The 22,065-nt window shown below is 55.9% G+C and carries 22 protein-coding genes; 8 read left to right on the top strand and 14 right to left on the bottom strand.

Annotated features, from left to right (window positions below):
* Window positions 1-6 precede the first annotated feature (6 nt).
* From hrpT to KUE00_RS18370, 3 genes are all read left to right on the top strand, one after another.
* Entirely contained in the window at window positions 7-192 is a 186-nt protein-coding gene (hrpT, locus tag KUE00_RS18380) for an HrpT family type III secretion system protein (protein ID WP_246761444.1), read from the top strand.
* A gap of 217 nt (window positions 193-409) precedes the next feature.
* A complete protein-coding gene (locus KUE00_RS18375; protein ID WP_246761443.1) occupies window positions 410-649 on the top strand; it encodes a type II toxin-antitoxin system Phd/YefM family antitoxin in 240 nt (79 codons plus the stop codon).
* 2 nt (window positions 650-651) lie between these two features.
* Complete coding sequence (locus tag KUE00_RS18370; RefSeq protein WP_246761442.1) at window positions 652-1,089, top strand: type II toxin-antitoxin system VapC family toxin; 438 nt, start codon at window positions 652-654, stop codon at window positions 1,087-1,089.
* A gap of 243 nt (window positions 1,090-1,332) precedes the next feature.
* Here the strand turns inward: KUE00_RS18370 and sctU are convergent, their stop codons facing one another.
* The 11 genes from sctU to sctW are packed head-to-tail and all read right to left on the bottom strand — an operon-like array spanning window position 1,333 to window position 11,741.
* Window positions 1,333-2,418, bottom strand: a complete 1,086-nt coding sequence (sctU, locus tag KUE00_RS18365; RefSeq protein ID WP_246761441.1) for a type III secretion system export apparatus subunit SctU — start codon at window positions 2,416-2,418, stop codon at window positions 1,333-1,335.
* Window positions 2,418-3,221, bottom strand: a complete 804-nt coding sequence (sctT, locus tag KUE00_RS18360; protein ID WP_246761440.1) for a type III secretion system export apparatus subunit SctT — start codon at window positions 3,219-3,221, stop codon at window positions 2,418-2,420. Before sctT ends, sctU begins: the two co-directional genes overlap by 1 nt.
* Window position 3,222: 1 nt before the next feature.
* The gene (gene sctS / locus KUE00_RS18355) at window positions 3,223-3,483 is read right to left on the bottom strand and encodes a type III secretion system export apparatus subunit SctS (RefSeq protein WP_246761439.1); all 261 of its coding nucleotides are present in this window, start codon (window positions 3,481-3,483) and stop codon (window positions 3,223-3,225) included.
* A gap of 7 nt (window positions 3,484-3,490) precedes the next feature.
* On the bottom strand, window positions 3,491-4,144 hold the full coding sequence (gene sctR, locus KUE00_RS18350) for a type III secretion system export apparatus subunit SctR (protein ID WP_246761438.1): 654 nt from the start codon (window positions 4,142-4,144) through the stop codon (window positions 3,491-3,493).
* A 4-nt stretch (window positions 4,145-4,148) separates the two neighbouring features.
* Window positions 4,149-5,168, bottom strand: coding sequence for a FliM/FliN family flagellar motor switch protein (locus KUE00_RS18345; protein ID WP_246761437.1), 1,020 nt, complete (start codon window positions 5,166-5,168; stop codon window positions 4,149-4,151).
* The gene (locus KUE00_RS18340; protein WP_246761436.1) at window positions 5,165-5,782 is read right to left on the bottom strand and encodes a type III secretion system HrpP C-terminal domain-containing protein; all 618 of its coding nucleotides are present in this window, start codon (window positions 5,780-5,782) and stop codon (window positions 5,165-5,167) included. Before KUE00_RS18340 ends, KUE00_RS18345 begins: the two co-directional genes overlap by 4 nt.
* Window positions 5,775-6,239 carry a type III secretion protein gene (locus tag KUE00_RS18335; protein WP_246761435.1) on the bottom strand — a complete coding sequence of 155 codons (465 nt, stop codon included), beginning with the start codon at window positions 6,237-6,239 and terminating at the stop codon, window positions 5,775-5,777. The genes KUE00_RS18340 and KUE00_RS18335 overlap by 8 nt, the downstream gene beginning before the upstream one ends.
* Complete coding sequence (gene sctN, locus KUE00_RS18330; RefSeq protein ID WP_414147259.1) at window positions 6,223-7,578, bottom strand: type III secretion system ATPase SctN; 1,356 nt, start codon at window positions 7,576-7,578, stop codon at window positions 6,223-6,225. Before sctN ends, KUE00_RS18335 begins: the two co-directional genes overlap by 17 nt.
* Window positions 7,575-8,471, bottom strand: coding sequence for an FHA domain-containing protein (locus tag KUE00_RS18325; protein ID WP_246761434.1), 897 nt, complete (start codon window positions 8,469-8,471; stop codon window positions 7,575-7,577). Before KUE00_RS18325 ends, sctN begins: the two co-directional genes overlap by 4 nt.
* A gap of 10 nt (window positions 8,472-8,481) precedes the next feature.
* Window positions 8,482-10,587, bottom strand: a complete 2,106-nt coding sequence (gene sctV, locus KUE00_RS18320; protein WP_246761433.1) for a type III secretion system export apparatus subunit SctV — start codon at window positions 10,585-10,587, stop codon at window positions 8,482-8,484.
* Window positions 10,588-10,598: 11 nt separating this feature from the next.
* Entirely contained in the window at window positions 10,599-11,741 is a 1,143-nt protein-coding gene (sctW, locus tag KUE00_RS18315; RefSeq protein ID WP_246761432.1) for a type III secretion system gatekeeper subunit SctW, read from the bottom strand.
* Between the two features lie 292 nt (window positions 11,742-12,033).
* Here sctW and KUE00_RS18310 point away from each other — a divergent pair, with 292 nt between their 5' ends.
* The 3 genes from KUE00_RS18310 (at window position 12,034) to KUE00_RS18300 (ending at window position 14,898) form a co-directional block, all read left to right on the top strand.
* Window positions 12,034-12,576: an RNA polymerase sigma factor gene (locus KUE00_RS18310; RefSeq protein ID WP_246761431.1), complete on the top strand. Its 543-nt coding sequence runs from the start codon at window positions 12,034-12,036 to the stop codon at window positions 12,574-12,576.
* Window positions 12,577-12,764: 188 nt separating this feature from the next.
* Window positions 12,765-14,225 carry a PAS domain-containing sensor histidine kinase gene (locus KUE00_RS18305; RefSeq protein WP_246761430.1) on the top strand — a complete coding sequence of 487 codons (1,461 nt, stop codon included), beginning with the start codon at window positions 12,765-12,767 and terminating at the stop codon, window positions 14,223-14,225.
* A 31-nt stretch (window positions 14,226-14,256) separates the two neighbouring features.
* Window positions 14,257-14,898 (top strand): response regulator, encoded by a 642-nt coding sequence (locus KUE00_RS18300; RefSeq protein ID WP_246761429.1) that lies wholly within the window; start codon window positions 14,257-14,259, stop codon window positions 14,896-14,898.
* Here KUE00_RS18300 and KUE00_RS18295 read toward each other — a convergent pair.
* The 3 genes from KUE00_RS18295 to KUE00_RS18285 all read right to left on the bottom strand — a co-directional run bounded on the left by KUE00_RS18295 (window position 14,876) and on the right by KUE00_RS18285 (window position 18,885).
* Window positions 14,876-15,991, bottom strand: a complete 1,116-nt coding sequence (locus tag KUE00_RS18295; RefSeq protein WP_246761428.1) for a hypothetical protein — start codon at window positions 15,989-15,991, stop codon at window positions 14,876-14,878. The genes KUE00_RS18300 and KUE00_RS18295 overlap by 23 nt on opposite strands.
* A 743-nt stretch (window positions 15,992-16,734) precedes the next feature.
* On the bottom strand, window positions 16,735-18,051 hold the full coding sequence (gene gntT / locus KUE00_RS18290; protein WP_246761427.1) for a gluconate transporter: 1,317 nt from the start codon (window positions 18,049-18,051) through the stop codon (window positions 16,735-16,737).
* Between the two features lie 210 nt (window positions 18,052-18,261).
* On the bottom strand, window positions 18,262-18,885 hold the full coding sequence (locus KUE00_RS18285; RefSeq protein ID WP_246761426.1) for a LysE family translocator: 624 nt from the start codon (window positions 18,883-18,885) through the stop codon (window positions 18,262-18,264).
* Between the two features lie 718 nt (window positions 18,886-19,603).
* Here KUE00_RS18285 and KUE00_RS18280 point away from each other — a divergent pair.
* Window positions 19,604-21,031: a cytochrome ubiquinol oxidase subunit I gene (locus KUE00_RS18280; RefSeq protein ID WP_246761425.1), complete on the top strand. Its 1,428-nt coding sequence runs from the start codon at window positions 19,604-19,606 to the stop codon at window positions 21,029-21,031.
* A 1-nt stretch (window position 21,032) separates the two neighbouring features.
* Entirely contained in the window at window positions 21,033-22,040 is a 1,008-nt protein-coding gene (gene cydB / locus KUE00_RS18275; protein WP_246761424.1) for a cytochrome d ubiquinol oxidase subunit II, read from the top strand.
* Window positions 22,041-22,065: the final 25 nt, after the last annotated feature.

The following is a 22,065-nucleotide window of genomic DNA, read 5'->3' as shown; positions in this document are numbered from 1 at the left end:
GAGACAATGAAAAAATCGCTGTTTATTTTGCTGTTGAGCATGTTGCTGACGGCGTGCGCAAAACCGAAGTTCGCTGGCTGTAACGATGTCGCCTGTCGGCCGGTATCAAACGACCAGGCGATAACCATCTGGTGGCAGCCGGATATGCGTAATGGCCCCTTCGACTACTCCCAGGCTGCGGTTAACCAGTAAATATTTCTGGAGAGAGGCCGCAGGACGGCAACGCCACGCTTTGCTTATCGATTCATTCAGCGTAAACATCAAGTCATGCCGCCGGAAGCGAAAAAATCCGGCGGTAATTTGACGCAGGTGTTTTTTTACGCAACTTTATTTTGACCAGAAAGACTGGCGGCCGTAGACTATTTTTTGCACGTTAACAGCCGAGTTTGACTAACTTTCTGGGGGAGTAATGAACAAAATGAACCTTTATGAAGCAAAAACCCACCTGTCGAAAGTGGTGGCCCACGTGGCGGAAAGCGGTGAATCCTGTCTGATTACCCGCCACGGCAGGCCAATGGTAAAAATTGTGCCGCTGAGCGCGCCGGAAAAATCACTCCGCCTTGGTTTTATGCAGGGTCAAATCACGGCCCCGGACAACTTTAACCAGCTGAGCCAGGACACTATTGCCGATCTGTTTAAGGGAGAATAACCATGTCGGTTCGCAAGGAAGCTTTATCCCTGGTGCCTTCAGCCGCCTATCTGCTGGATACGCACGCGCTGATTTGGGTCGCGGGACAGCCAGAAAAACTCAACGCCCAGGTCGTTGATATCCTGACCAATGACGGCAACCGTTTTTACTTTTCACCGGCCAGCCTGCAGGAGATAGCCATCAAGGCGGCGCTGCACAGAGCGGATTTCCGTGTTGATGTTCGCGCGCTGGCGGAGGGGCTGACGACGGCGGGCTACCTGGAGCTGCCCGTCAGTACCCGGCACGTTTGCGGCCTGGTCGATCTGCCCGCCATGCATAAAGATCCTTTCGATCGGCTGCTGGTAGCACAGGCGAAAGCCGAAGCGCTGCACTTTATTACCAATGATGAACAGATCCTTAGCCGCTGCGCTGGCTGGCTGAGTCTTGTTCCCTGCGGGTAAAAAGCGGGCGCGGCGGCGCTTGTTTACTGCCGTAAGCCGCTGCGCCTGCCACTATAAAAGTCCGACGTTATTCTTGTTTACTGCCGTAAGCCGCCGCGCCTGCACACTTTAAAAATCCGACGTTATTCTTTTTTTACTACCGTAAGCCGCCGCGCCTGCACACTATAAAGGTCCGGCGCTATTATTGTTTTCACTGCCGTAAGCCGCCGCGAAGCCGTAATCTGTGCGCTTTATCATCCGGCGCTACTCCTCAATCTCCAGCACCCTGTCCAGCTGCTGGTCTTCCAGCTCTTTCAGCAGCCGATAAACCTGCGCGACCGCCTTCAGCGTCTCGCGGGGAATATAGTCGCCTTCTTCAACCGTTCTGAACAGCGTGCGGGTCAGCCAGACAAAGCGGATAACGGGCATCTGGCGGTTTTTTGCCTCTTCGATAATGTCCTGCGCTTCGAAGCCTTCGGCTTTAAACAGCAGGCGCGGCAGCGGCGTTTCTCCCGCGCGATAGTAAAGCCCTACGGCAAAATGCGTGGGGTTAACCAGCACCATATCCGCCTCTTCTACCACCACTTCTCTTTTCGGTTTGGGCGCTTCGTTCAGGATCTGATGCGACATCGACTTGCGATGCCCTTTCATGTGCGGATCGCCCTCGCTCTGCTTAAATTCATTGCGGATATCTTCATGGCTCATGCGCTGCTGCTTCAGGAAGAAGTATTTTTGCAGGCCAAAATCGACCGAGCTTAACACCAGCAGCAGCGCCAGCGTTTCCCGCACTATCTTCATAAACAGCGCCAGCACCGCCTGCCAGAAACCGTTAAGATCTTCGCCATAGGCCAGCTGCGCCAGCGGTCCCAGGTCAGGTTTGATCGCCAGATAAAACACCGCGCCGATGGCTATCGCCTTCAGCACGCTGGTTATCAGCGTGGTCAGCTGCTTAGCGGAAAACATATTCTTTAAATGCCCGACCGGATTGATGGCGTCGAACTTGGGGGCCAGCGCCTCCGTGGCAAACAGCGGTCCAAACTGGATCCAGCCGCCAATAACGCGCAGCAGAAAAATTAACGCGCAGACGATGCCGCAGAAATAGCAAAGCACCATCAGGCCATCCATGACGACTTCCTGCATCGCATGACCGAAAGGATCGTTAAGGCGGCCAAGCGGCAGCATTACCATCGCCTCCAGCCGCTGCATCCCGCCGCCGACCAGGGCAAAAATCGTTTCCATCACGCCAATGCAGATCAGCAGTTTAGGAATATCCGGCGTCTGGCCAACCTGCCCCTTTTTTCGCGACTCCTTGAGCTTTTGGGGCGTGGCGTTTTCGGTTTTTTCGGCCACTAGCGCGCTCCTTTACCCAGTATATCCGCCAGCTGCGGCAGCAAATCTTTCAGATCGAACAGGCGTTCGCCCGCCACGTAGTTGAGGATCGGCAGATAAAGCACAAAAAACAGCATACCCAGCAGACACTTCGCCGGCATGGCCAGCACGGTTGCCTGTAGCTGCGGACTGTAGATGCTGAGAATGCCGACGCTAAAATCCACCAGCAGTAACAGCGCCACCAGCGGCCCGGCGTAGAGAACCATATGCATAAAGATGCCGCCAAGCAGCTGTAAATAAGCGTGAAAGCCCGCTTCACTCGGCAGCGGCAGCCACTGCATCGGCGGCCACAGGCGGTAGCTGTCCCAGATAATCTGCGTGATGGTCGACAGCCCCAGTCCGACCACCAGCAGCAGAATGATGGATTGCTGCATCAGGAAACCCAACGGCGTAGCGTCCGGCCCCAGCTGGGGATTAAGCTGGCCGCCCATCAGCGCGCCACGCTGGTTATCAAACAGCGCGCCGACCGATTCAAACAGCCAGAACGGCATTGCCAGCAGCAGGCCGATAACAACGCCGATAATCACCTCTTTCAGCGCCAGCGCCGCCAGCAGAAACAGCGAGGGATCGTCCACGGCCAGCTGCTGCTGGATCATTGGCGCAGGAAACAGCGCCAGCGCCAGCACGATGCCGGAACGCAGGCCGCCCTTAATGGCGTTAAAAGAGAATACCGGCGAAAGCAGCAGGCAGGGGAAAATGCGCGCCATGGCCAGCGTCAACGCCAGGATAAAGTGATAGCCATCAAAAAGGACGCTGTTCCACATATCAGTATTTCACGTTGGGCATCATGGCAAAGGCGCTCTGCGCCAGTTCGGTCAGCTCAACGCCAATCCAGCGGCCGGTCAGCGCCAGCGCCACGCCTACCGCCACCAGTTTGATAGCAAAAGGTAGCGTCTGATCCTGCAACTGCATCACGGCCTGCAACAGTGAAACGATAACGCCCACGATCACCGCCACAATCAGCGGCGGCGCGGAGAGGATCACCACCAGCAGCATCGCCTGGCGAAAAAGCGTCAGGATATCCATTTCTTCCTCACAGATAGCTGTAAAACAGGCCGTCGAGCAGGCGCGTCCAGCCGCTGACCAGCACAAACAGCAGGATTTTTAGCGGCAGCGAAATGGTCATGGGTGACACCATTTGCATGCCCAGCGCCAGCAGCACGTTAGAAACAATCAGGTCCACCACGATAAAAGGGATAAAAATCAGAAAGCCGATTTTGAAACCGTTTTGCAGCTCCGACAGCACGAAGGAGGGAATTAGCAAAAGCGGACTGTCGTGCGCGATGCTGTCGGCCATCTCTTTCGGCCACATACGCTGCGCGTTTTCCTGCAGATGGATAAGAATATCGGGGTCGGTGTTCTTCACCATAAAGCGCTTAAGCGGCTCAACGCCGTTGCTGACGGTGTAGTCAAGGCGCTCGGCTGACTGGGTATCAATGGGCACCGCTTTAACCCGCTGGCTTATTTCATTGAATACCGGAGCCATCACAAACAGCGAAGCGGCCAGCGCAATGCCGTAAATGGCCATATTAGGCGGTACCTGCTGTACGCCCATCGCGTTGCGGGTCAGCATCAGCACCATCGATATTTTCAAAAAACAGGTACAGACGATCATTAAAATCGGCACCAGCGACAGCGCCCCAAGAAACAGGGCCAGCGTCATTGGATTAAGCGATAGCGAGTCCATAGGGCTAGCGCGCCAGCGGGTTTTTGCCGCCCGGCAGCATCTGGGTGATTTGCAGGCCAAGACGGCCTTCCACATCAACCAGCTCACCTTTTGCCAGCGGATAGTCGCCGTGGCAGAGAAGCGCCTCGCCTGGCGTAACGTGATCGATCATCACCATCGCGCCTGGCGCAAGGTTAGCCAGCTCGCCCAGCGTCAGCCGTAGCTGTCCGCAACGTACCGATAGCGCCAGCGGCAGCGGAGAGAAATCCGTGGCTTCCGACATCGGCTCGCAGTCCCAGTGAGGATCGGGAGAGATCGGCTGCTCAAAATCGTCAGGGGGCAAAGTCACGTCATAGTTCTCCATCTCGCTAAGATAAAAATGTGCCAGCGTGCCGGGCTGCGTCTCTATCTGACCCTGCAATACGCGGCCAGCACAGCGGATCCTTCCCCGGCCATCCGGCGTAAAAAAAAGCGTTTGCGGCAAAACCACATCGCCGCGTTCCGGCATCTTCGTCAGCGTCACTTCACCTACCACAACGGGCAGCGTAAGCGCGATCTCTGACGGCAACGGCATCGCATTCTGCTGCCAGCCCGCGTTGCCAAGCAGCTGCGCCAGGCTGGTCGCAGAGAGCGCCAGCAGGCTTTGTGCGCGCCTGGCTCCCCACTCCAGCGTCATCGTTAACAGCAGTTCGTCAGCGATGTCGTTGTCTTCTGTTACGGTTATGTGGCCGAACAGCGCAAGAAGTTCGCCAGAAAGTTGTTGATGCCATAAAGGCCAGTACCAGGGCTGCTCTGTTAGCGCGTCCGAGGGCGTAAAAGTGGGACAGGCAGACATCAGTGAGAGCACGGATTGCGCATCCGAAAACGCCAGCGTTCCGGCCGCGCACTGCCAGTGGCTCATCTCGCCGCGCGGGTGTTCGGTTAACGCCAGCCGCAGCACGCCCGCTTCGCCGGCAAGCTGGTAAGGATAGAAACAGCCTGCGCCGATCTGCTGGCGTAGCCGTGCCGCCAGCCTGCTGCTTTTTTTTAGCCTTAGCGCACTCATACCTGCTGCTCCGTGGCACGGCGCTCAAAGCGTAGCCGCACCCGACAGGCCATACGCTGGCGTAGCGACAGCCGACAGCGCTCCTGGTGAGGCAGCAGCGCCTGCCACGCGGACGGCTGTAAATGTAAAGCGATATCCCAGCCGCCTGCGGGCAAGGCGGCAAAGCGCGCATCAACCTGTCCGAGCTTCGGCAGGATCAGCGTTAGCATCATTTCGCCCGGTGGACGATCGGCCGTTGCCGCCAGCAAATCTGTCTCAATCTCCTGCCACATCGCCATCGCTGGCGGTGCGCCGGTCGCACTACTCTCTTCCAGCTGAGAAAAACCCTGCTGTTGCGAGCCAGAGTCGTTAAAAACGGGGCGCAGCAGAGGCTGGTCATCTTCATTTAACAGCTCGCTGAACAGCGCGTCCTCTTCACGCGGCGGTTTTCTCGGCGCGCTGCGCGGGGCGGCGTTCTGGCCAGTGCTGGCGGAAGCAGGCGGGGACTCTTTACGCTGCGCATTGCGAGCCTGCCCCTGCCGCTGCGTTTCACGTCGATGCTGCGCAAGTTGGGTATCGCGCTGCTGCTGGGCCAGGCGTGCTGCCGCCTGCTGCCGTGCGGGAAGGCTAATCATTCATCATCTCCTGCTGTAACAAATACGACAGTTTTTCTACTTCGCGCTGCCGCTGCCGCGTCTCCTGCTGCGCTTCTTCCACGCGCGTTTGCTGCTCCAGATGCTCCTGCTTAAGCGCGTGCAGCCTGAGCTGCTGCTGCTGCACATCCTTCAGCGCCCGCTGCTCTTTTTGCACCGCTCTTTCCAGCCGATAGCTGGCCTGGCGCACGCCGCAATTGTCCCGGGCAAAAGCCGTTTTGAGTTGTTGATAGCCCTGCTGCTGCGCAGAGAGTTGCACAAGACCTTCATCCGTTTGCTGTTCAAGCTGGCGCAGCGCCTGCTCCTGCTCGCGCTGCTGGCGTTCGCTACGGTTAAGGCGCTGGCGGCGAATGGGTAAAAGCAGATTTAAAGTACGCTTCAGTTCTTGTGATACGGGGTCGGCCGCAGGTTCGGGTTCGGGATTAGCGTGACGGCGCATAGCGGCTTACCTCGGACAGCTGAAAACAGGTTTGCTCAAAAAGGGATGGCGCGCGCATCGACTGCTGCAAATAACCGTTAATGGCATCCTGTGCCTCTACGGCTGCATCCGTCAGGCTATCGTTGCCCGGTTGATATTCCCCCAGCCGGATCAGCATCTCTACCTGCTGCCAGGCGGCCATCAGCTGGCGCACGGCCGTGGCTTCGCTAATCTGCTGGCGTGCCACCACGTTGCTCATGGTACGGCTAAGGCTGGCAAGGATATCGATGGCCGGATAGTGGCCGCGCTCCGCCAGCTTGCGGGTTAACACAATATGTCCGTCAATCAGTGAACGCACTTCGTCGGCCACCGGATCGTTCATCGAATCTTGCTCAATCAGGACCGAATAAAGTGCGGTGATAGCGCCGGTAGTGGTTTGTCCGGCTCGTTCCAGCAGCGTCGGCAGCAAGGTATAAACGGAAGGCGGCAAGCCACCGCGTCCCGGCGGTTCGCCGAGCGCAAGGCCGATTTCGCGCTGCGCACGAGCAAAACGGGTCAGGGAATCCAGGATCAGCAGCACGCTTTTGCCCCGATCGCGGAAAGCCTCAGCAATGGCGGTAGCGGTAAAAGCCGCGCGGGCGCGCTCCATGCTGCTGCGGTCCGAGGTCGCACAAAGCAATACGGTCCGGCTACGCAGCTCGCTATCCAGCTCGTGATCGAGAAATTCCCGCAGCTCGCGGCCGCGTTCGCCAATCAACCCAAACACAATCACATCGCAAGGTGTATTGCGCGCCAGCTCGGCAAGCAGCGTGGTTTTACCGCAGCCTGCGCCAGCGAAGATCCCGACGCGCTGTCCGACGCCGAGCGTCAGCAGGCCGTCAATCGCGCGCATGCCGGTTGGTAAAGGCGTATCGATTCGTGGCCGGGCCGTTGGCGGCGGCGCATCGCCCAGCACCGGCTTGACGTTTTCCGTTTCGCCCGGCAAAGCAAAAGCGCCAACGCTGCCCTCTATCAGCCGGCCGAAGCCGTCCAGTACGCTGCCCAACAGCTGGTCGCAAACGCGAATGCTGTGCGGCAGAAAAAGCGGCGTTACGCGTGCGCCCTGGGCGATGCCGTCGAGCTGGCCCAGCGCCGACAACAGCGTATGCTGCGGATTGAATCCCACGACTTCCGCCAGCACCAGCGTGTTGTTTTTGCCTTCAATCTGGCAGAGATCGCCAATGCGCGCGTCCGGCAGGCTGCTCTCCAGCAGAATGCCGCTGATACCGGTGATGCGGCCATAGATCTTAACGGGCGCAAAGCGCGCCAGCCGCTGTTGATGCTGCGTAAACCAGGCGTCGAGCTGCTGTTCAGGCTTCACCAGTTCACCTTGATATGTTCACGTCCGGCAAACTCGATTTCCGTCGAGGTGATAGCCACCAGCCGCAAATCGCCAACCTGATCGCCAATAAACAGGCGCTCGCCGCCGTCGGTCACCACGTTGGCCCGTTTACCGGTAGTAATCTGGACGATACGAAACGGCAGTTTTGCGCGGCGTTCATGCGTATGGTTTACCAGCTGCGGCAACACGTTGTACTGCGCCTGAAAACGCACCAGCATACGCTCAAGGATCTGCAACCGCTCCTTGCTCAGCTCGCCGTTAAGGATCAGCTGGCCTTTATCCATATCGATTTTTACCCCCGGCGTCAGGCCGCGATCGCGCAGCATCGCCAGCAGCGGTGGCCGAACCTCCTGTAAGGTTTCCAGTATTTTGCGGCTGGAAGGCGTGGTAGAGGTTTGCGCCACCGTGGGCTGTAATATCCAGCTGATAATGGTGAAGCTAAGCAACAACATCAGGCTTATTGATAACACCTGAACGCCGCGAGAGAAAAAACGCGAAGGTGCGGCGGGTGCCGGAGCTGGTACCGCGGGCGCGACGGTGACGGACACGGGTTGCGGCGCGGTTTGCATCTCTTCCCACGGCTGTTCCGCCTGCGCCAGCGATAGCCAGACGTCGCCCAGCGCAAAGGGAACATCCGGTAATAGCGGATCGATCTGCTCCAGCGGCTCGCCTTCCGCCAGGCGAATGCGGCCTTCCATCGCCTGTAGCTGCCAGCGCTCATCGACAAAGCAGAGCGTGGCATGATGGGATGCCACGCCGCTGTCGGTCAGCTGTAAATCGACGTCATCATGCAGCCCCAGCGTCCAGCGACCGCCGTTAACCGGCAGCGCCGCTCCCTGATGGCGGCCCGTAAGTACGCGTAGCTCAAACATAATCCGCTCCTCAGGCATCGAAAGAGTCAATGTTCTCATCCAGTTCGAGGCGACCCACCACGTTAATGGCCAGGTTGGTTTGCAGTTCGGCAAACGACAGCACCGGTACCTGGTGGAACTCATCCTGTACCAGACCTCGCAGCGGACTGCGTAAGTCCTGCGCCACCAAAAGCACCGCGAATGCTGGCTTATCCGGCGCAAAAGCGTTACGCAGCTGCGCAAGGATGGCCATGGTCTGCTCCTGCGTCAGCGCGAAAAATACTTCGTTTTGCGTCTGGCGCAGCGCGTCACGTAGCTGCTCTTCCATTTCTGGCGTCAATAGCCAGACGTGCAGCCCATCATCCCGCGTGTACTGATAACAAATGTGTTCTTTCAGCGAGATACGAACCAGGTCGGTCAGCAGGCTGATATCGCGCTCGTGCTGGCCGTGTTCAATCAGCGCTTCGGCAATCGCCCGCACCGAGCGCAGCGGAATACGCTCTGCCACCAGGTTTTGCAAAACGTTAGAGAAGCGTGCAATCGGCATGACCCGCTGTAGCTCCTGCGCCAGTTCGGGCTGCTCGCTCTCCAGCCAGCCCATCAGCGCGCGCGTCTCCTGCAGGCCGATAAAATTAGGCGCGCTGGCGTGGATGGCGTTTTCCATCCGCTTCATCAGCAGGTCGTGAAAATTCCAGCGCGGCAGCGTTTCATCCTGCAGGCGCGGATGATCGGCGGGCAGCCAGAGTAAATCCCCTTCTCTTCTGGCGTCGCTTCCCGCCTGCACGCCTTCCTGCTCCGCCAGCGCTTCCTGGCCATAGCGGCTGACGGCCAGCGTGGTCACGCCAAAGGTGCCGATAACGCGAGGGATCTCATATACCGAATAGCGAAACTCGTCGGCGGGAAGCTGCTCCTGAAATTCGATATCAAAAGCGGGCAGCGTAAAGCCGTAGTTATAGACAATACTGTTGCGCAACCGGCGGATGGCCTGCACCAGTTCCAGCGTCTCCGCCGTGCCGCGAGCGCCAGCCGGAAACTGCAACAGATAAGGGCGCGTGGGATTGAACTGACGTAAATCTTCCGTCCCGTTCAGCTCTGGCGGAATCACTTCGTTTTCCATCTGCGGCTGGCTGGCGACCAGCTCGCGGCGCGCGCGCCAGACCTGAAAGCTTCCCGAAGCCAGCGTCAACAAGGCCAGCACGATAAAAACGCCGGTCGGCATCCCCGGCAGTAGCGCAAAACCGAACATGCCCAGCGAGGAGAAAACCCAGGCTTTAGGCTGGCTGGTAAGCTGTTCGGCTATCTCCCGGCCAATGTTGTTATCCATGCTGTCGCCGTCGGAAGAAACGCGGGTAATGATCATCCCGGCGGTCAGGGAGATCAGCAGAGCCGGGATCTGGGCGATCAGGCCGTCACCGATAGTCAGAACGGAATAGGTATGCATCGCATCGCCTGCCGGCATGCCCAGCTGCATCACGCCGATGCTGAAGCCGCCAATCAGGTTGATAAACAGGATAACCAGCCCGGCGATGGCGTCGCCTTTTACAAACTTCATGGCGCCGTCCATTGCGCCGAACAGCTGGCTCTCTTTCGCCAGATCGACGCGTCGACGTTTGGCGGTGTTAACATCAATCATGCCGGCGCGCAGATCGCTGTCGATGGACATCTGTTTGCCCGGCATCGCGTCCAGCGTAAAGCGCGCGGCCACTTCCGCCACCCTTTCCGACCCTTTGGTGATGACCAGAAAGTTAACCACCGTCAGGATCAAAAACATCACCATCCCGACGGCCAGGTTGCCGCCCACCACGAACGTACCAAAAGCAGCAACGATATGACCCGCATCCTGCTGTACCAGGATCTGGCGCGTGGTAGAGATTGAGAGCGCCAGCCGAAACATGGTGGTCAGCAGCAACACCGCCGGAAAGCTGGAAAAGGCCAGCGGCTTGGGCAGATACATCGCCAGCACCACCAGCAGAGAAGAAAGGCAGATATTAACCGCAATCAGCGCATCAATTAGCCCCAGCGGCAGCGGGATAATCAGCATAAAGACAATCGCCAGCGCAAACATTGCGCCAATGATTTCCGAGCGCTGCATCGCCGCCAGCGCTATGCGGTTCAGTATCAGAAACAGGTTGTTCATACCTTCCCCCGCTAGCTTCGCGCCAGCCGGCCTTCGTTATTAATTAGCCGGGTAATGGCGCCGCGCAGCAGCGTCGCCGCTTCCGCCCGATTTTTCTTTTCACGCCACAGCATCAGCGGCATTTCGTTAACCAGCGGCAGCAGGCCGTTCAGAAAACGCATCTGCGCCTGTGGCCGATCGCCCGCGAACTCTTTGCCAATCTCCCCGATGTCGTGCGGTTGCAGGCCCGTTTCCGCGACGTGCAGCAGGCGACGCGCCATATCCAGACCGCTAAGGGAAGAAAGCGGTATCTTTTCGCCGCTGCGCAGGCGGTTTAACAGCTTGTCGCTATGGGCAATCAGCTGCGTCAGCTGTCCCGCCTCGCTCAGACCAAGATGAATTTTGTGCAGCGAGCGGGAAGAGAGCGAAGGCGTTAACGAGGCGATATCTTCCGCCAGCGCACGCTGCAGGGTGCGCAACCCCGGTAAAAACTGCTCGCGGCCAAAGCGTTCCAGCAGGCTGTCGAGGATTACCGCCGCCGACTGGTGCTGGACAATGCCGTGATAATAGAGATGGCGCATCGACTGCTTTTCTGCCGGATCGGTGGTAAAGCTGGCAATCGCCGCTGCCGTGTTCAGCCCTGCACGCACCTTATCGCCAAAGCGTTCGTCCAGCTTGCTCAGCGCGTCGCTGGCGGCCGTCGCGGTGTCGAGATCGCCCGTGCGGTCGGCCTCACGCAGCGTCATGCGCAACAGCAGATCGCAACGTGCCGGATCGTTATCCGCCGCTTCCACCAGCTGGTCTGCTTCTGCGCCGCTATGCTGACTGAGAATGCCTTTTAATGCGCTTAGCCTGGCTTCCAGCTTCTCCTGCTGCTGGCCATCAAGCAGCTGGTAAAGTTCGCCCAGGCGTTCAATTCTCTCTACCGCGCTACGGTTGCTGCGCAGATGCTGGGTATTGATTTGCCGTCGGTTAAGCCCTTTGCTTTTTTTCTCCATCTTTTCGCCGAACATCATGCCGATTTCTTCCAGCGAGTCGCTCAACGACTCGGCCGCCGACTGGGTATTCACCGGTTTTGCCCGCACATCCGCACCTGCCGTGCCCGGGCCATCCTGTTTTAACAGGGTTTTAGTCAGCGCCTGCTGGTACTGAAGAGAAGACTGGATTTTAATCATCCCGGCCTCAGAGGTTGATTTCGCGATATCGTTACGTGGCGGCAAAATGGAATAAGTTCCCGGTAAAAAAGATGAAAGAAAAGAAAATAACCGTGCTGTCCACCTGAAACTTTAAACCTGCGTGACTAGTGTCAAAACTTGCACATGCTTTTTTAATTCGACGCATAAATTTGTCTCAGATAATTCTGAGCTGAAATAAAAAAGCGCCAGATTGCCCGGTTTTACAGTCTTTTTCTTACCTGGCACAACCATTGCTATATGCCCTGTATCCAGACAATTCAGGAGCATTAAAATGTTAACTTCTTCCTCTGCCGAAATTTCTTTATCTGCACCCGCCCCGGTCGCCGTTTTATGGCAGGAAATTCTTTGCCAGCAAAACCGTAAATTGCACAACTTTATTCGCAAACGCGTTTCTAACCGTGAAGATGTAGAAGATATTGCCCAGATGACCTGCGTGGAAGTCCTGCGCAACAGCCATAAATTTTTAGGCGCGTCTCGTCCTGAGACCTGGCTGTTTGGCATTGCTGCTAACCTGATCCGTAACTACTACAAGACGCATCAGAACCGTTTTCTGTTTGACAGCATTAACGAAGAGAACGTGCTGGAGCTGGTTCAGGAGTGCGATCCGAGCGATATTATCGCGAACGATCAGCTGCTTGGCGTGATGGCCGCCTCAATCGATCGGCTACCGGAAGAGACGCGCCGTATGCTGACCATTCTGGTGGAGCGTAACGGCAGCTATCAGGATGTGGCTACCTCACTCAATATTCCGTTAGGAACGGTAAAATCACGGCTTTCCCGCGTGCGCGAAACGCTAAAAAGTACAATAAGCTAATGAAAACCTCTTTTTTTCGCTATTCAGTCTCGGCCTTATTTTTCAAATCGCTCATTTTCAGAGCAGCCTTAAGGCCATTTGACGAAATATTTGCTGTACTCGTCACGTAACGAGTAAAGTTCATAGACTGTTCGACAGGATGTAATAATTTTATCTTATTCTTTATTTTTCACTAATCAGAGAGAGAGATGCTTTCATCTGAAATATTTAGCTTAAATGTCAGTAAAGAACCCTGGGATGGTCGCGCTATTTTGCCGGACTTTGCGCTTGACCGAGTGAACGACGCGATTTATTTGGTGCGTCAGAATGCGCAGCTGGCTTATATCAATAATAAAGCCTGTGAAATGCTCGATTATAAATATCAGGCGCTAATCCGATTAAGCTATTCCGATATTGAAGGCGAACTCCAGGATCCGGACGTGGCGGCGCTCTGGTGGAAACTGAGCCTGCGCCCGGAGGGTATTCGTTTTACCTCGCAACACCGCATGCGCAGCGGCGAGATCATTCCGGTTGAGGTTAACTCCAGCGCCTGGGAACATGAAGGCGAAATGCTGGTTCTCTGCGTGGTTCGTGACGTGCGCGAGCTGAAACAGCGTACGGAGCGCTATTTACAGCAGGAGCAGCAGTTCCGTTCGCTGGTAGAAAATTCGCCAGATCTGATCGCCCGCTTCGATATCCATCTGCGCTGCCTTTACGCCAATCCGCTGGTGCTGGAACTGATTGGCTGTAGCGAAGACCAGGCGCGCGGCTGGCGGCTGACCGATACGATTCCTTTTGATGAAGTGGGCATGCGCCTGTTTCGGCTGGTTTCCAACACGCTGGCGAGCGGTGAGAAAAGTGAATCCGAACTTGAGGCCCACTATGGCGAGCGCTCTATGGTGCTGCACGTTCGCTGCGTGCCGGAATTTAATCTGCAAGGGGAAGTGGTCACCATCCTGGCGGTAGGACGTGATATCAGTCGCCTGCGGGAAGTCGAAAACGAAGTTCGTGCCGCGCATCATCAGCTGCGCCTGCTGGCCAGCAACCAGCAGGAACGTACCGAGCAGGAGCGTAAGCATATCGCGCGTGAAATCCATGATGAACTGGGCCAGCACCTGACCAGTTTACGAGCCGGGCTTTCCGTCATCGGCATGCAGGCAGAGGTGCCGGAACGGGTCACCAGCCAGGTTGACTATCTGATGACGCTGATCGACAGCACTATTCAGGTGGTACGCGATGTCTCCACGCGGCTGCGGCCAAATATGTTAAATATGGGGCTGGTTCCCGCGCTGGAATGGCTGCGCGACGAGTTTGTGAAAAACGGCGGCTGTAGCTGTATGCTGATCGTGCCGGAAGGCAAGCCGGTTGCCTTGTGCGACCAGGTCGTTACCGCCGTTTTCCGCGTGGTGCAGGAGTCGCTGACCAATATCTCTCGCCATGCGCACGCCAGTAAAGTCTCCATTATCGTTCAGTCCAACCGCGATGCGCTGGTGATTCAGGTGCGCGATAACGGCCGGGGTTTCCAAATGCACAACGTGCGTCACGACGCTTTTGGGCTGCTGGGCATCAAAGAACGGGTGGATATGCTGCGCGGCCAGGTGACCATTACCAGCCGTCCCGGTGAAGGGACGCAGCTGGAGCTGACTATTCCTCTTGCTGTAAAACAGTAAGCATTTTACCTACAGCAGCCGGGAAAACAGGATGAACGAAGTAATAAGGCTAGTGATCGCTGACGACCACGCGCTAATGCGCGAAGGGCTAAAACAGATTTTTGCGCTGGATGACGGCATTGCCGTGGTGGGCGAAGCGGGCGACGGCAGCCAGGTGCTGGAGCGGCTGCGCCTGGGCGGTCTCGATCTGCTTCTGCTGGATATCTCCATGCCCGGCATCAGCGGTGAAGATCTGATTAACCGTATCCATTCCCAGTATGAAAGCCTGCCGATTCTGGTGCTGAGCATGTTTAACGAACCGCAGATTGCCCGACGCGTGCTCAACTGCGGCGCGCTGGGCTATATCACCAAAGATAAAAATCCGGACGCGCTGCTCACGGCGATCCGCAGCGTGGCGCGCGGCTCACGCTATATCGATCATGATTTAGCACAGGAGATTGTGTTTGCCGAATACCAGAATGGCAACCGCGCGCTGCATGAGACCCTGACCACGCGCGAGCGCCAGATCCTGCTGATGCTGGCGCATGGCGAAACCATCAATGCCATTGCTGGCGCGCTGGCGATCAGTAATAAAACCGTCAGCACTTACAAGTCGCGCATGATGGAAAAAATGCAGTTTGGTAGCAATGCAGATATCGTCAGGTATGCGATCAGCCACCGCCTGGTACAGTAGTCGCTTCGGGCGCTGCTGTTGCCGGCGGCGCCTCATCAACTTTTACCGGTTCTTCCGGCTGCCAGGCGCGATGGTGGCGCTTGCTGACTAAAAATATCGGCGTAGCGATAAACAGCAACAGGCTACCCGCCATACCACACACCAGCAAACTGATGCTGCCGGGCCAGCCCGCGCCGGAGGTTAAGCCTGCGATCACCAGCGAAAGGATAAAGAAGAACGACAGCGTCAGGCTGACCGGCCAGATATTGGTGATATCCATATCGCTGAGCGCCATTTTCACCGGCTTCACCGCGCGTTTCTCCGCCTCTTTTTCTGCCCGCATACGCTCTTTTACCGCTTCCAGGTCCAGGCCCGGCGCGATGAAATCCCCCAACTGCTGCGGATGGTGCAGTTCGTCAAATACGCGTGCAATCGGTGGAAACGTAAGCGGCCAGCTTCCGCTGTGAACGCCATAGGTACTTAACGCGGGCAGCGTAATACGCGGCAGCTGCACAGGCTGCAAATATCGATTGTTATACACCACCCAGCTCTGACGCGTTTGCCCACGCATCACGTGATAAAGACGAAAGCGATCCGCTGGCGGATAGTGCAGATGGCTGACGCGCGCCAGCATCGTAGGGATATGATGATAGCGGCAGTAGTTCACTCTCCCCTGCCCTTGTGCAGCCAGCAGCACGCCCAGCGCAGGCAGAAAATACCAGGAAGTCCCCTCTGCGGCGGTCGGGCCGTTCAGGTGCTCAAGAAATTTTGCCTCGCTGCTGCCGTGCAGATGTTCCGGCCACCAGCTCCAGCTACGGCTAATTACCCGCTCGGTAGGAACGCGGAAGACCCCCATCGGTTCTGTTTCAGTGGGCAACATGGCAAAGGGAAAAACTTTGCTAAAAAAGGTCAGCGCGTCGTCCGGGCCATCCCATTCGCCGCCCGTATCCATTCCGTGCAGATTATTAGTCAGCTCGGCCCAGCCGTTTTTGCCCAGCAGATCTATTTGATATTTGGTATCCGCCAGCCGTTTGCCCAGCCGGAGAATAGTCGACGGAATATCCGCCAGCGGCAGCTCGGGTACCGCAATAGTTGTTTCTGTTTGTTCTTCCATACTGCAATAATCCCCAAAGGCGAATGCCCGCGCTCCCGTTAAATAAAATAGAAAACCGTAGCAAGGCTGAAAATAACAGATAGCGGCTTACGCCGGACAAGGCCGACGCGCCTGAAATTTGGCTTAAGTTTAAAAAATCAGTTAATTCAAGGTATTATACGTAGAAATCGTTTTAGCTGGCAACCACTGTAATAGCTCGTTTCGAGCCACCAGGCGGCAGTTTTTATAAATGGTTATTCATTCTGAAAATACGCTTTAAAAAGAAAAGGTAAGCGTAGACGAGTGCAACGCAAAAAAGTGGGCAGAAAAATAAAAACAAAAATACAGAATTTTATTTTCTGTTAAGTGAAATTTCCGTAAAAGAAAAGACCTTTTTTACAGACCTTACCGTGCGAAAGAGAGAGTTAAAACTCCGCCGCAATTATCAGCTTTTTGAAATGACTTAGCTGATTGACCCAGGCTGCCTTACACCACTCCCACAGCAACTCTTACGGCGACTCAACCCCCCGGCCAGCAGCAAGGGCTGAGCGGATAAGCGGACCGTTTTCGCGCATGGACGCGCGAAACGAGCTTACAGGGACGTATTCACTGCGTGTCCGTGTTCCGCTCAACCCTTGCTGCCTTACACCGATCCCACAGCAATTCTTACGGCGACTCAACCGCTCAAACCTTGCTGCCTCACGCCGGTCTCGCAGCAAAGCTACGCTTCCGGCACCTGAGCACCTGAGCAACTCAACTCCGCCTCAAATCACCATCTGCAACAGCAGGCATCCCGCCAGGCCACACAACGCAATAATCGTTTCCAGCACTGACCAGGAACGCAACGTCTCGCCAATAGTCAGATTAAAATACTCTTTAAACAGCCAGAACCCCGGATCGTTAACGTGCGAAAAGATTACGCTTCCTGAGCCAACCGCAATCACCATTAGCTCAGGACTGACGCCGGTGGTCGCAATAATCGGGGCCACAATGCCGCCAGCGGTAATAGCCGCTACGGTCGCCGAACCCAGCGCCAGACGCAGCGCGGCCGCGATCGACCAGGCCATAAAAATAGGCGAGACCGCACTGCCTTCCATCAGGCTGGCGATATATTTATCCACGCCGCTGTCTACCAGCACCTGCTTGAAAGCGCCGCCGCCGCCAATAATTAACAGCATCATGGCAATAATTTTAATCGCGTCGCCCAGCGTGGCCGTCACCTGCTCCATCGTCCGGCCACGATTCAGACCAAAAGTAAAAATGGCAATCAGCACCGCAATCAGGGTCGCCATAATCGGATCGCCGAAAAATTCCGCATAGGGCAGTAACGCGTGGCCTTTCGGCAATGCCATCTCCGCCACCGCGCGCACTGCCATCAGCACTACCGGCACCAGCGATGTCCAGACGCTGACCGCAAACGTCGGCATCTCCGCTTCGGTAAAGGTTTTAGGATTGTACAAACCTTGCGGGACAGGCTTATCGATGCTCTTCAGAAAACGAGCCAGAACCGGCCCGGCCAGAATCACCGTCGGGATCCCTAACAGCGTACCAAACAGCAGCGTTTTGCCCATATCCGCATGAAACAACGTTGCGATAGCCGTCGGCCCCGGATGCGGTGGCAAAAAACCGTGCGTCACGGAAAGCGAAGCCGCCATCGGCACGCCGACAAACAGCAGCGGCACGCGCGCCGCCGCCGCAATTGACAGCACCAGCGGCAGCATCAATACAAATCCTACCTCGTAAAACAGCGCAAAGCCTACGGTAAACCCCGTCAGCACCACCGCCCACTGAATGCGCTCCTTGCCAAATTTCTCAATCAGCGTGGTCGCAATGCGCTGCGCCCCGCCGCAGTCGGCCAGCAGCTTACCCAGCATCGCGCCAAAGCCCATGATCAGCGCCAGGCTACCCAGCGTGCCGCCAACCCCCGCTTTAATCGACGTGATAACCTTGTTCACCGGCATACCCTGCATCACCCCTACCGCCAGCGCGACCAGAATAAGAGCGATAAAACCATTTAGCTTAAAACGGATCATGAGTAGCAACAGTAGCGCTACGCCGATAACGACAAACAGGATAGGCATGATTTTCTCTCCGGCTGCCTGTTGGCGGCCCTTGTTATAATGCCGCCCAAACGGTCAAGGCGGATGCAGAGGCGCAAATACGGCATTTGCTGTCGGGATGTTAACGGTAACATCCCGCAACTAAAACAGGCCAGGAGAGGGGAATTTACATTTTGAGATGAAGGTCAAACTTTTGTTACGGCTTAAGGCAGTAACGATAAAGAGCACGCTTTATTTCCACAGCAGCAATCTAATGCCTGCCGCACCAAAGAACAGCGCAAAGATGCCTTCGATAAGACGACGGAGTCGCAGATATACCCTTCCGGCAGCAGCCGTTGAAAACAGCAGTGCATAGCTGCCAAATACCAGCATCCCCAACAAAGCACAGCCGCCAACAATGAGCGGCAGCACTATCGCGCTCGCGCCAGGGTGCATACCTAAAGAGATAATCGCCAGCCAGACCAGAATTGCTTTTGGGTTAGCCAGGTGCAGTAACAGACCCCGGCGATACAGCAAAGCAAGCGACGTTGTTGTGCCGCTACTGGCTATTTTATTTTCGCCTTTTTTCCCGGCGCTGCGGGCTGCCTTGTAGGCCATCCACAACAGATAACAGCCGCCAACAATCTTGATCGCCACCAGCGCCTGCGCCCAGGCCAGCAACAGCGTTGAAAGCCCGCACGCCACCAGAATGGCCCAGAACACCGACCCCGTTATCACGCCTGCGGCCAGCGCCAGCGCGGGCAGTCGACCTTGCCGCATAGCCACGCCCATGATAGCCATGTTGCTCGGCCCCGGGCTGGCCGTTCCCAGCAGATAAGCCAGATACACAGGCAGTAATGTTAACAGCAGCGACATGGTGCACCCTTATTGTGGTCAACGGTCACTCACAAAGTAACCCGGTCGATATTGATATGGGACAAAAAATTTAGCTTAAGTAAAACGCAAATGTAACAAAATGATTCTGTATGCATCAGGATACGTTTTTATGGTTTAACATTTACAATGTCTGACACAGGAAAAGGTTGCTAACCGTGACTACATCGCGTTGATAACAACCACTAATGCAATCTTTAATCCCACAATATCCAAATGGCAACATTACAATAACATTACTGGCAGAAGGGACGTTAATCCGCCTTTTAATTTCCAATTTGTGCGCTTATTCGCACGATTGATATTCTGTTAAGTTACAGGCCAGGGCGCTATTATAAATAAAAAGATTAGTTAACTTTTTTATTTATCCGTTGCCCTGTGACCGTACAAAAGTAATGAAAACGCTTTCACCGGTTGAAAAGCACATTAATTTTACATAAATGCAGCAAGAGGTAATTATCATTTAACAGTAATCACAATTAATTTAACGCAACGGTGAAACAATTCATCGCAAAGATCTATGCTGTTATCTCTGAGATCCCGATTACTGTTGCTACTCCTTCTCCCGATTTGGTCTCAGGATCAAACTTCGTTGAAATACCCGCATCACAAGGGCTGCATTGCAAAATGTATGTAGAGCCATTGTTAACATGCGGTAAATAAAAAAGAAAAGGCAGTTTATGTTAGATCGAGGTAAGCAATGTTTGGATTAGATGCGTTCCACCTGGCGAGGATACAGTTCGCGTTTACCGTCTCCTTCCATATTATCTTCCCGGCTATTACCATCGGGCTTGCCAGTTTTCTGGCAGTGCTGGAAGGTTTATGGCTGAAAACCAAAAACGAGGACTATCGCGACCTCTACCATTTCTGGTCGAAAATCTTCGCCGTTAACTTTGGTATGGGCGTCGTGTCCGGCCTGGTGATGGCATACCAGTTCGGCACCAACTGGAGCGGCTTCTCGCAGTTTGCGGGCAGCATCACCGGTCCGCTGCTGACTTATGAAGTGCTTACCGCATTCTTCCTCGAAGCTGGCTTCCTGGGCGTGATGCTGTTTGGCTGGAACCGCGTGGGACCTGGCCTGCACTTCTTTGCGACCTGTATGGTTGCCCTGGGCACCATCATCTCGACGTTCTGGATCCTCGCGTCTAACAGCTGGATGCAAACGCCACAGGGCTACGCTATTCAGAATGGCCTGGTGGTTCCGGTTGACTGGTTCAAGATTGTCTTTAACCCCTCGTTCCCGTTCCGATTGCTGCACATGTCCACCGCGGCTTTCCTGGCGAGCGCCTTCTTTGTTGGCTCGTCTGCTGCATGGCACCTGCTGCGCAAAAACGACACGCCTGCAATCCGCAAAATGCTTTCAATGGCACTGTGGATGGCGCTGATCGTTTCGCCAATCCAGGCGGTACTGGGCGATGCTCACGGTCTGAATACGCTTGAGCACCAGCCAGCGAAAATTGCGGCTATCGAAGGCCACTGGGAAAACCCACCGGGTGAACCGACGCCGCTGATCCTGTTCGGTATTCCGGATATGGAGCAGGAAAGAACCAAATACGCGCTGGAAATCCCTTACCTGGGCAGCCTGATCCTGACGCACAGCCTGCATAAACAGGTTCCGGCGCTGAAGACCTTCCCGAAAGAAGATCGTCCTGACTCGCTGATTGTGTTCTGGTCGTTCCGCGTCATGGCGGGCCTGGGCATGCTGATGATCCTGCTGGGCGTGGTTAGCCTGTGGCTGCGTTATCGCAACCGCCTGTACACCTCTCGTCCGTTCCTGTGGTTTGCGTTGCTGATGGGCCCGTCTGGCCTGATCGCGCTGCTGGCCGGCTGGTTCACTACCGAAATTGGCCGTCAGCCGTGGGTGGTTTATGGCCTGCTGCGCACGAAGGATGCGGTATCGGCGCATGGCGACATGCACATGAGCATCAGCCTGATCGCCTTTATCGTGGTCTATACGTCAGTATTCGGCGTGGGCTATACCTACCTGTTTAACCTGATTAAGAAAGGGCCAAAACAGGGCGAAGGCGACGATCACCATGAGCCTGAAGGCGGCCCTGGCACACGTCATACCCAGGCGCGTCCGCTGTCTGCCGTGAAAGAAAAGTTAAGCGCGGAAGAGGATAAATAACGTGGGCATTGATACTTCTATTATCTGGTTCACCATCATCGTGTTCTCGACGCTGATGTACATTGTGATGGATGGTTTTGACCTGGGTATCGGCATTCTGTTTCCTTTTAACAAGGATGCCGGTGAGCGCGATCTGATGGTTAACACCGTCGCGCCGGTCTGGGACGGTAACGAAACCTGGCTGGTGCTGGGCGGCGCGGCGCTGTATGGCGCCTTCCCGCTGGCCTATGCGGTGATTCTGGACGCGCTGTCCGTTCCGCTGACCCTGATGCTGATCGGTCTGATTTTCCGTGGCGTCGCCTTTGAGTTCCGCTTCAAGGCGACCGAAGAGCACCGTGCGTTCTGGGATAAATCTTTTATCGTTGGTTCGTTCCTGGCGACGTTCAGCCAGGGCGTGGCGCTGGGTACCTTCATCAACGGCTTTGAAGTGACGAACCGTGCCTACAGCGGCCCTGAGCTGCTGTGGCTGACGCCGTTCTCTCTGTTCTGTGGTCTGGGTCTGGTTGTGGCGTACGCGCTGCTGGGCAGCACCTGGCTGATCATGAAAACCGAGAACGAGCTGCATCGCAAGATGACGGCCATCACTAAACCACTGCTGCTGGTGCTGCTGGCTATTATCGCCATCGTCAGCGTCTGGACGCCGCTGGAGCACGCGGACATCATGCATCGCTGGTTTACGCTGCCTAACCTGTTCTGGTTCCTGCCGGTGCCGGTGCTGGTGCTGCTGGCTTCTATGGCGCTGCTGCGCGCGCTGAAGCGTCATGCGCACTACTCACCGTTCCTGCTGACGCTGGCGCTGGTTTTCCTGGGCTTTACCGGTCTGGGCATCAGCGTGTGGCCGAACATTATTCCACCGCATATCACTATCTGGATGGCGGCTTCACCACCGCAGAGCCAGGGCTTTATGCTGGTTGGCGGACTGTTGATTATTCCGGTGATCCTGGCTTACACCTTCTGGAGCTACTACGTGTTCCGCGGAAAAATCAATCCAAACGAGCACTATCACTGATTCATTGTCTGGTTCTCTCCTGCCC

The organism is Erwinia phyllosphaerae (genome assembly GCF_019132875.1).
Classification (GTDB): domain Bacteria; phylum Pseudomonadota; class Gammaproteobacteria; order Enterobacterales; family Enterobacteriaceae; genus Erwinia; species Erwinia phyllosphaerae.
Note: the sequence above shows the minus strand (reverse complement) of the source record. Positions and strands in the feature narration are given on the sequence as shown.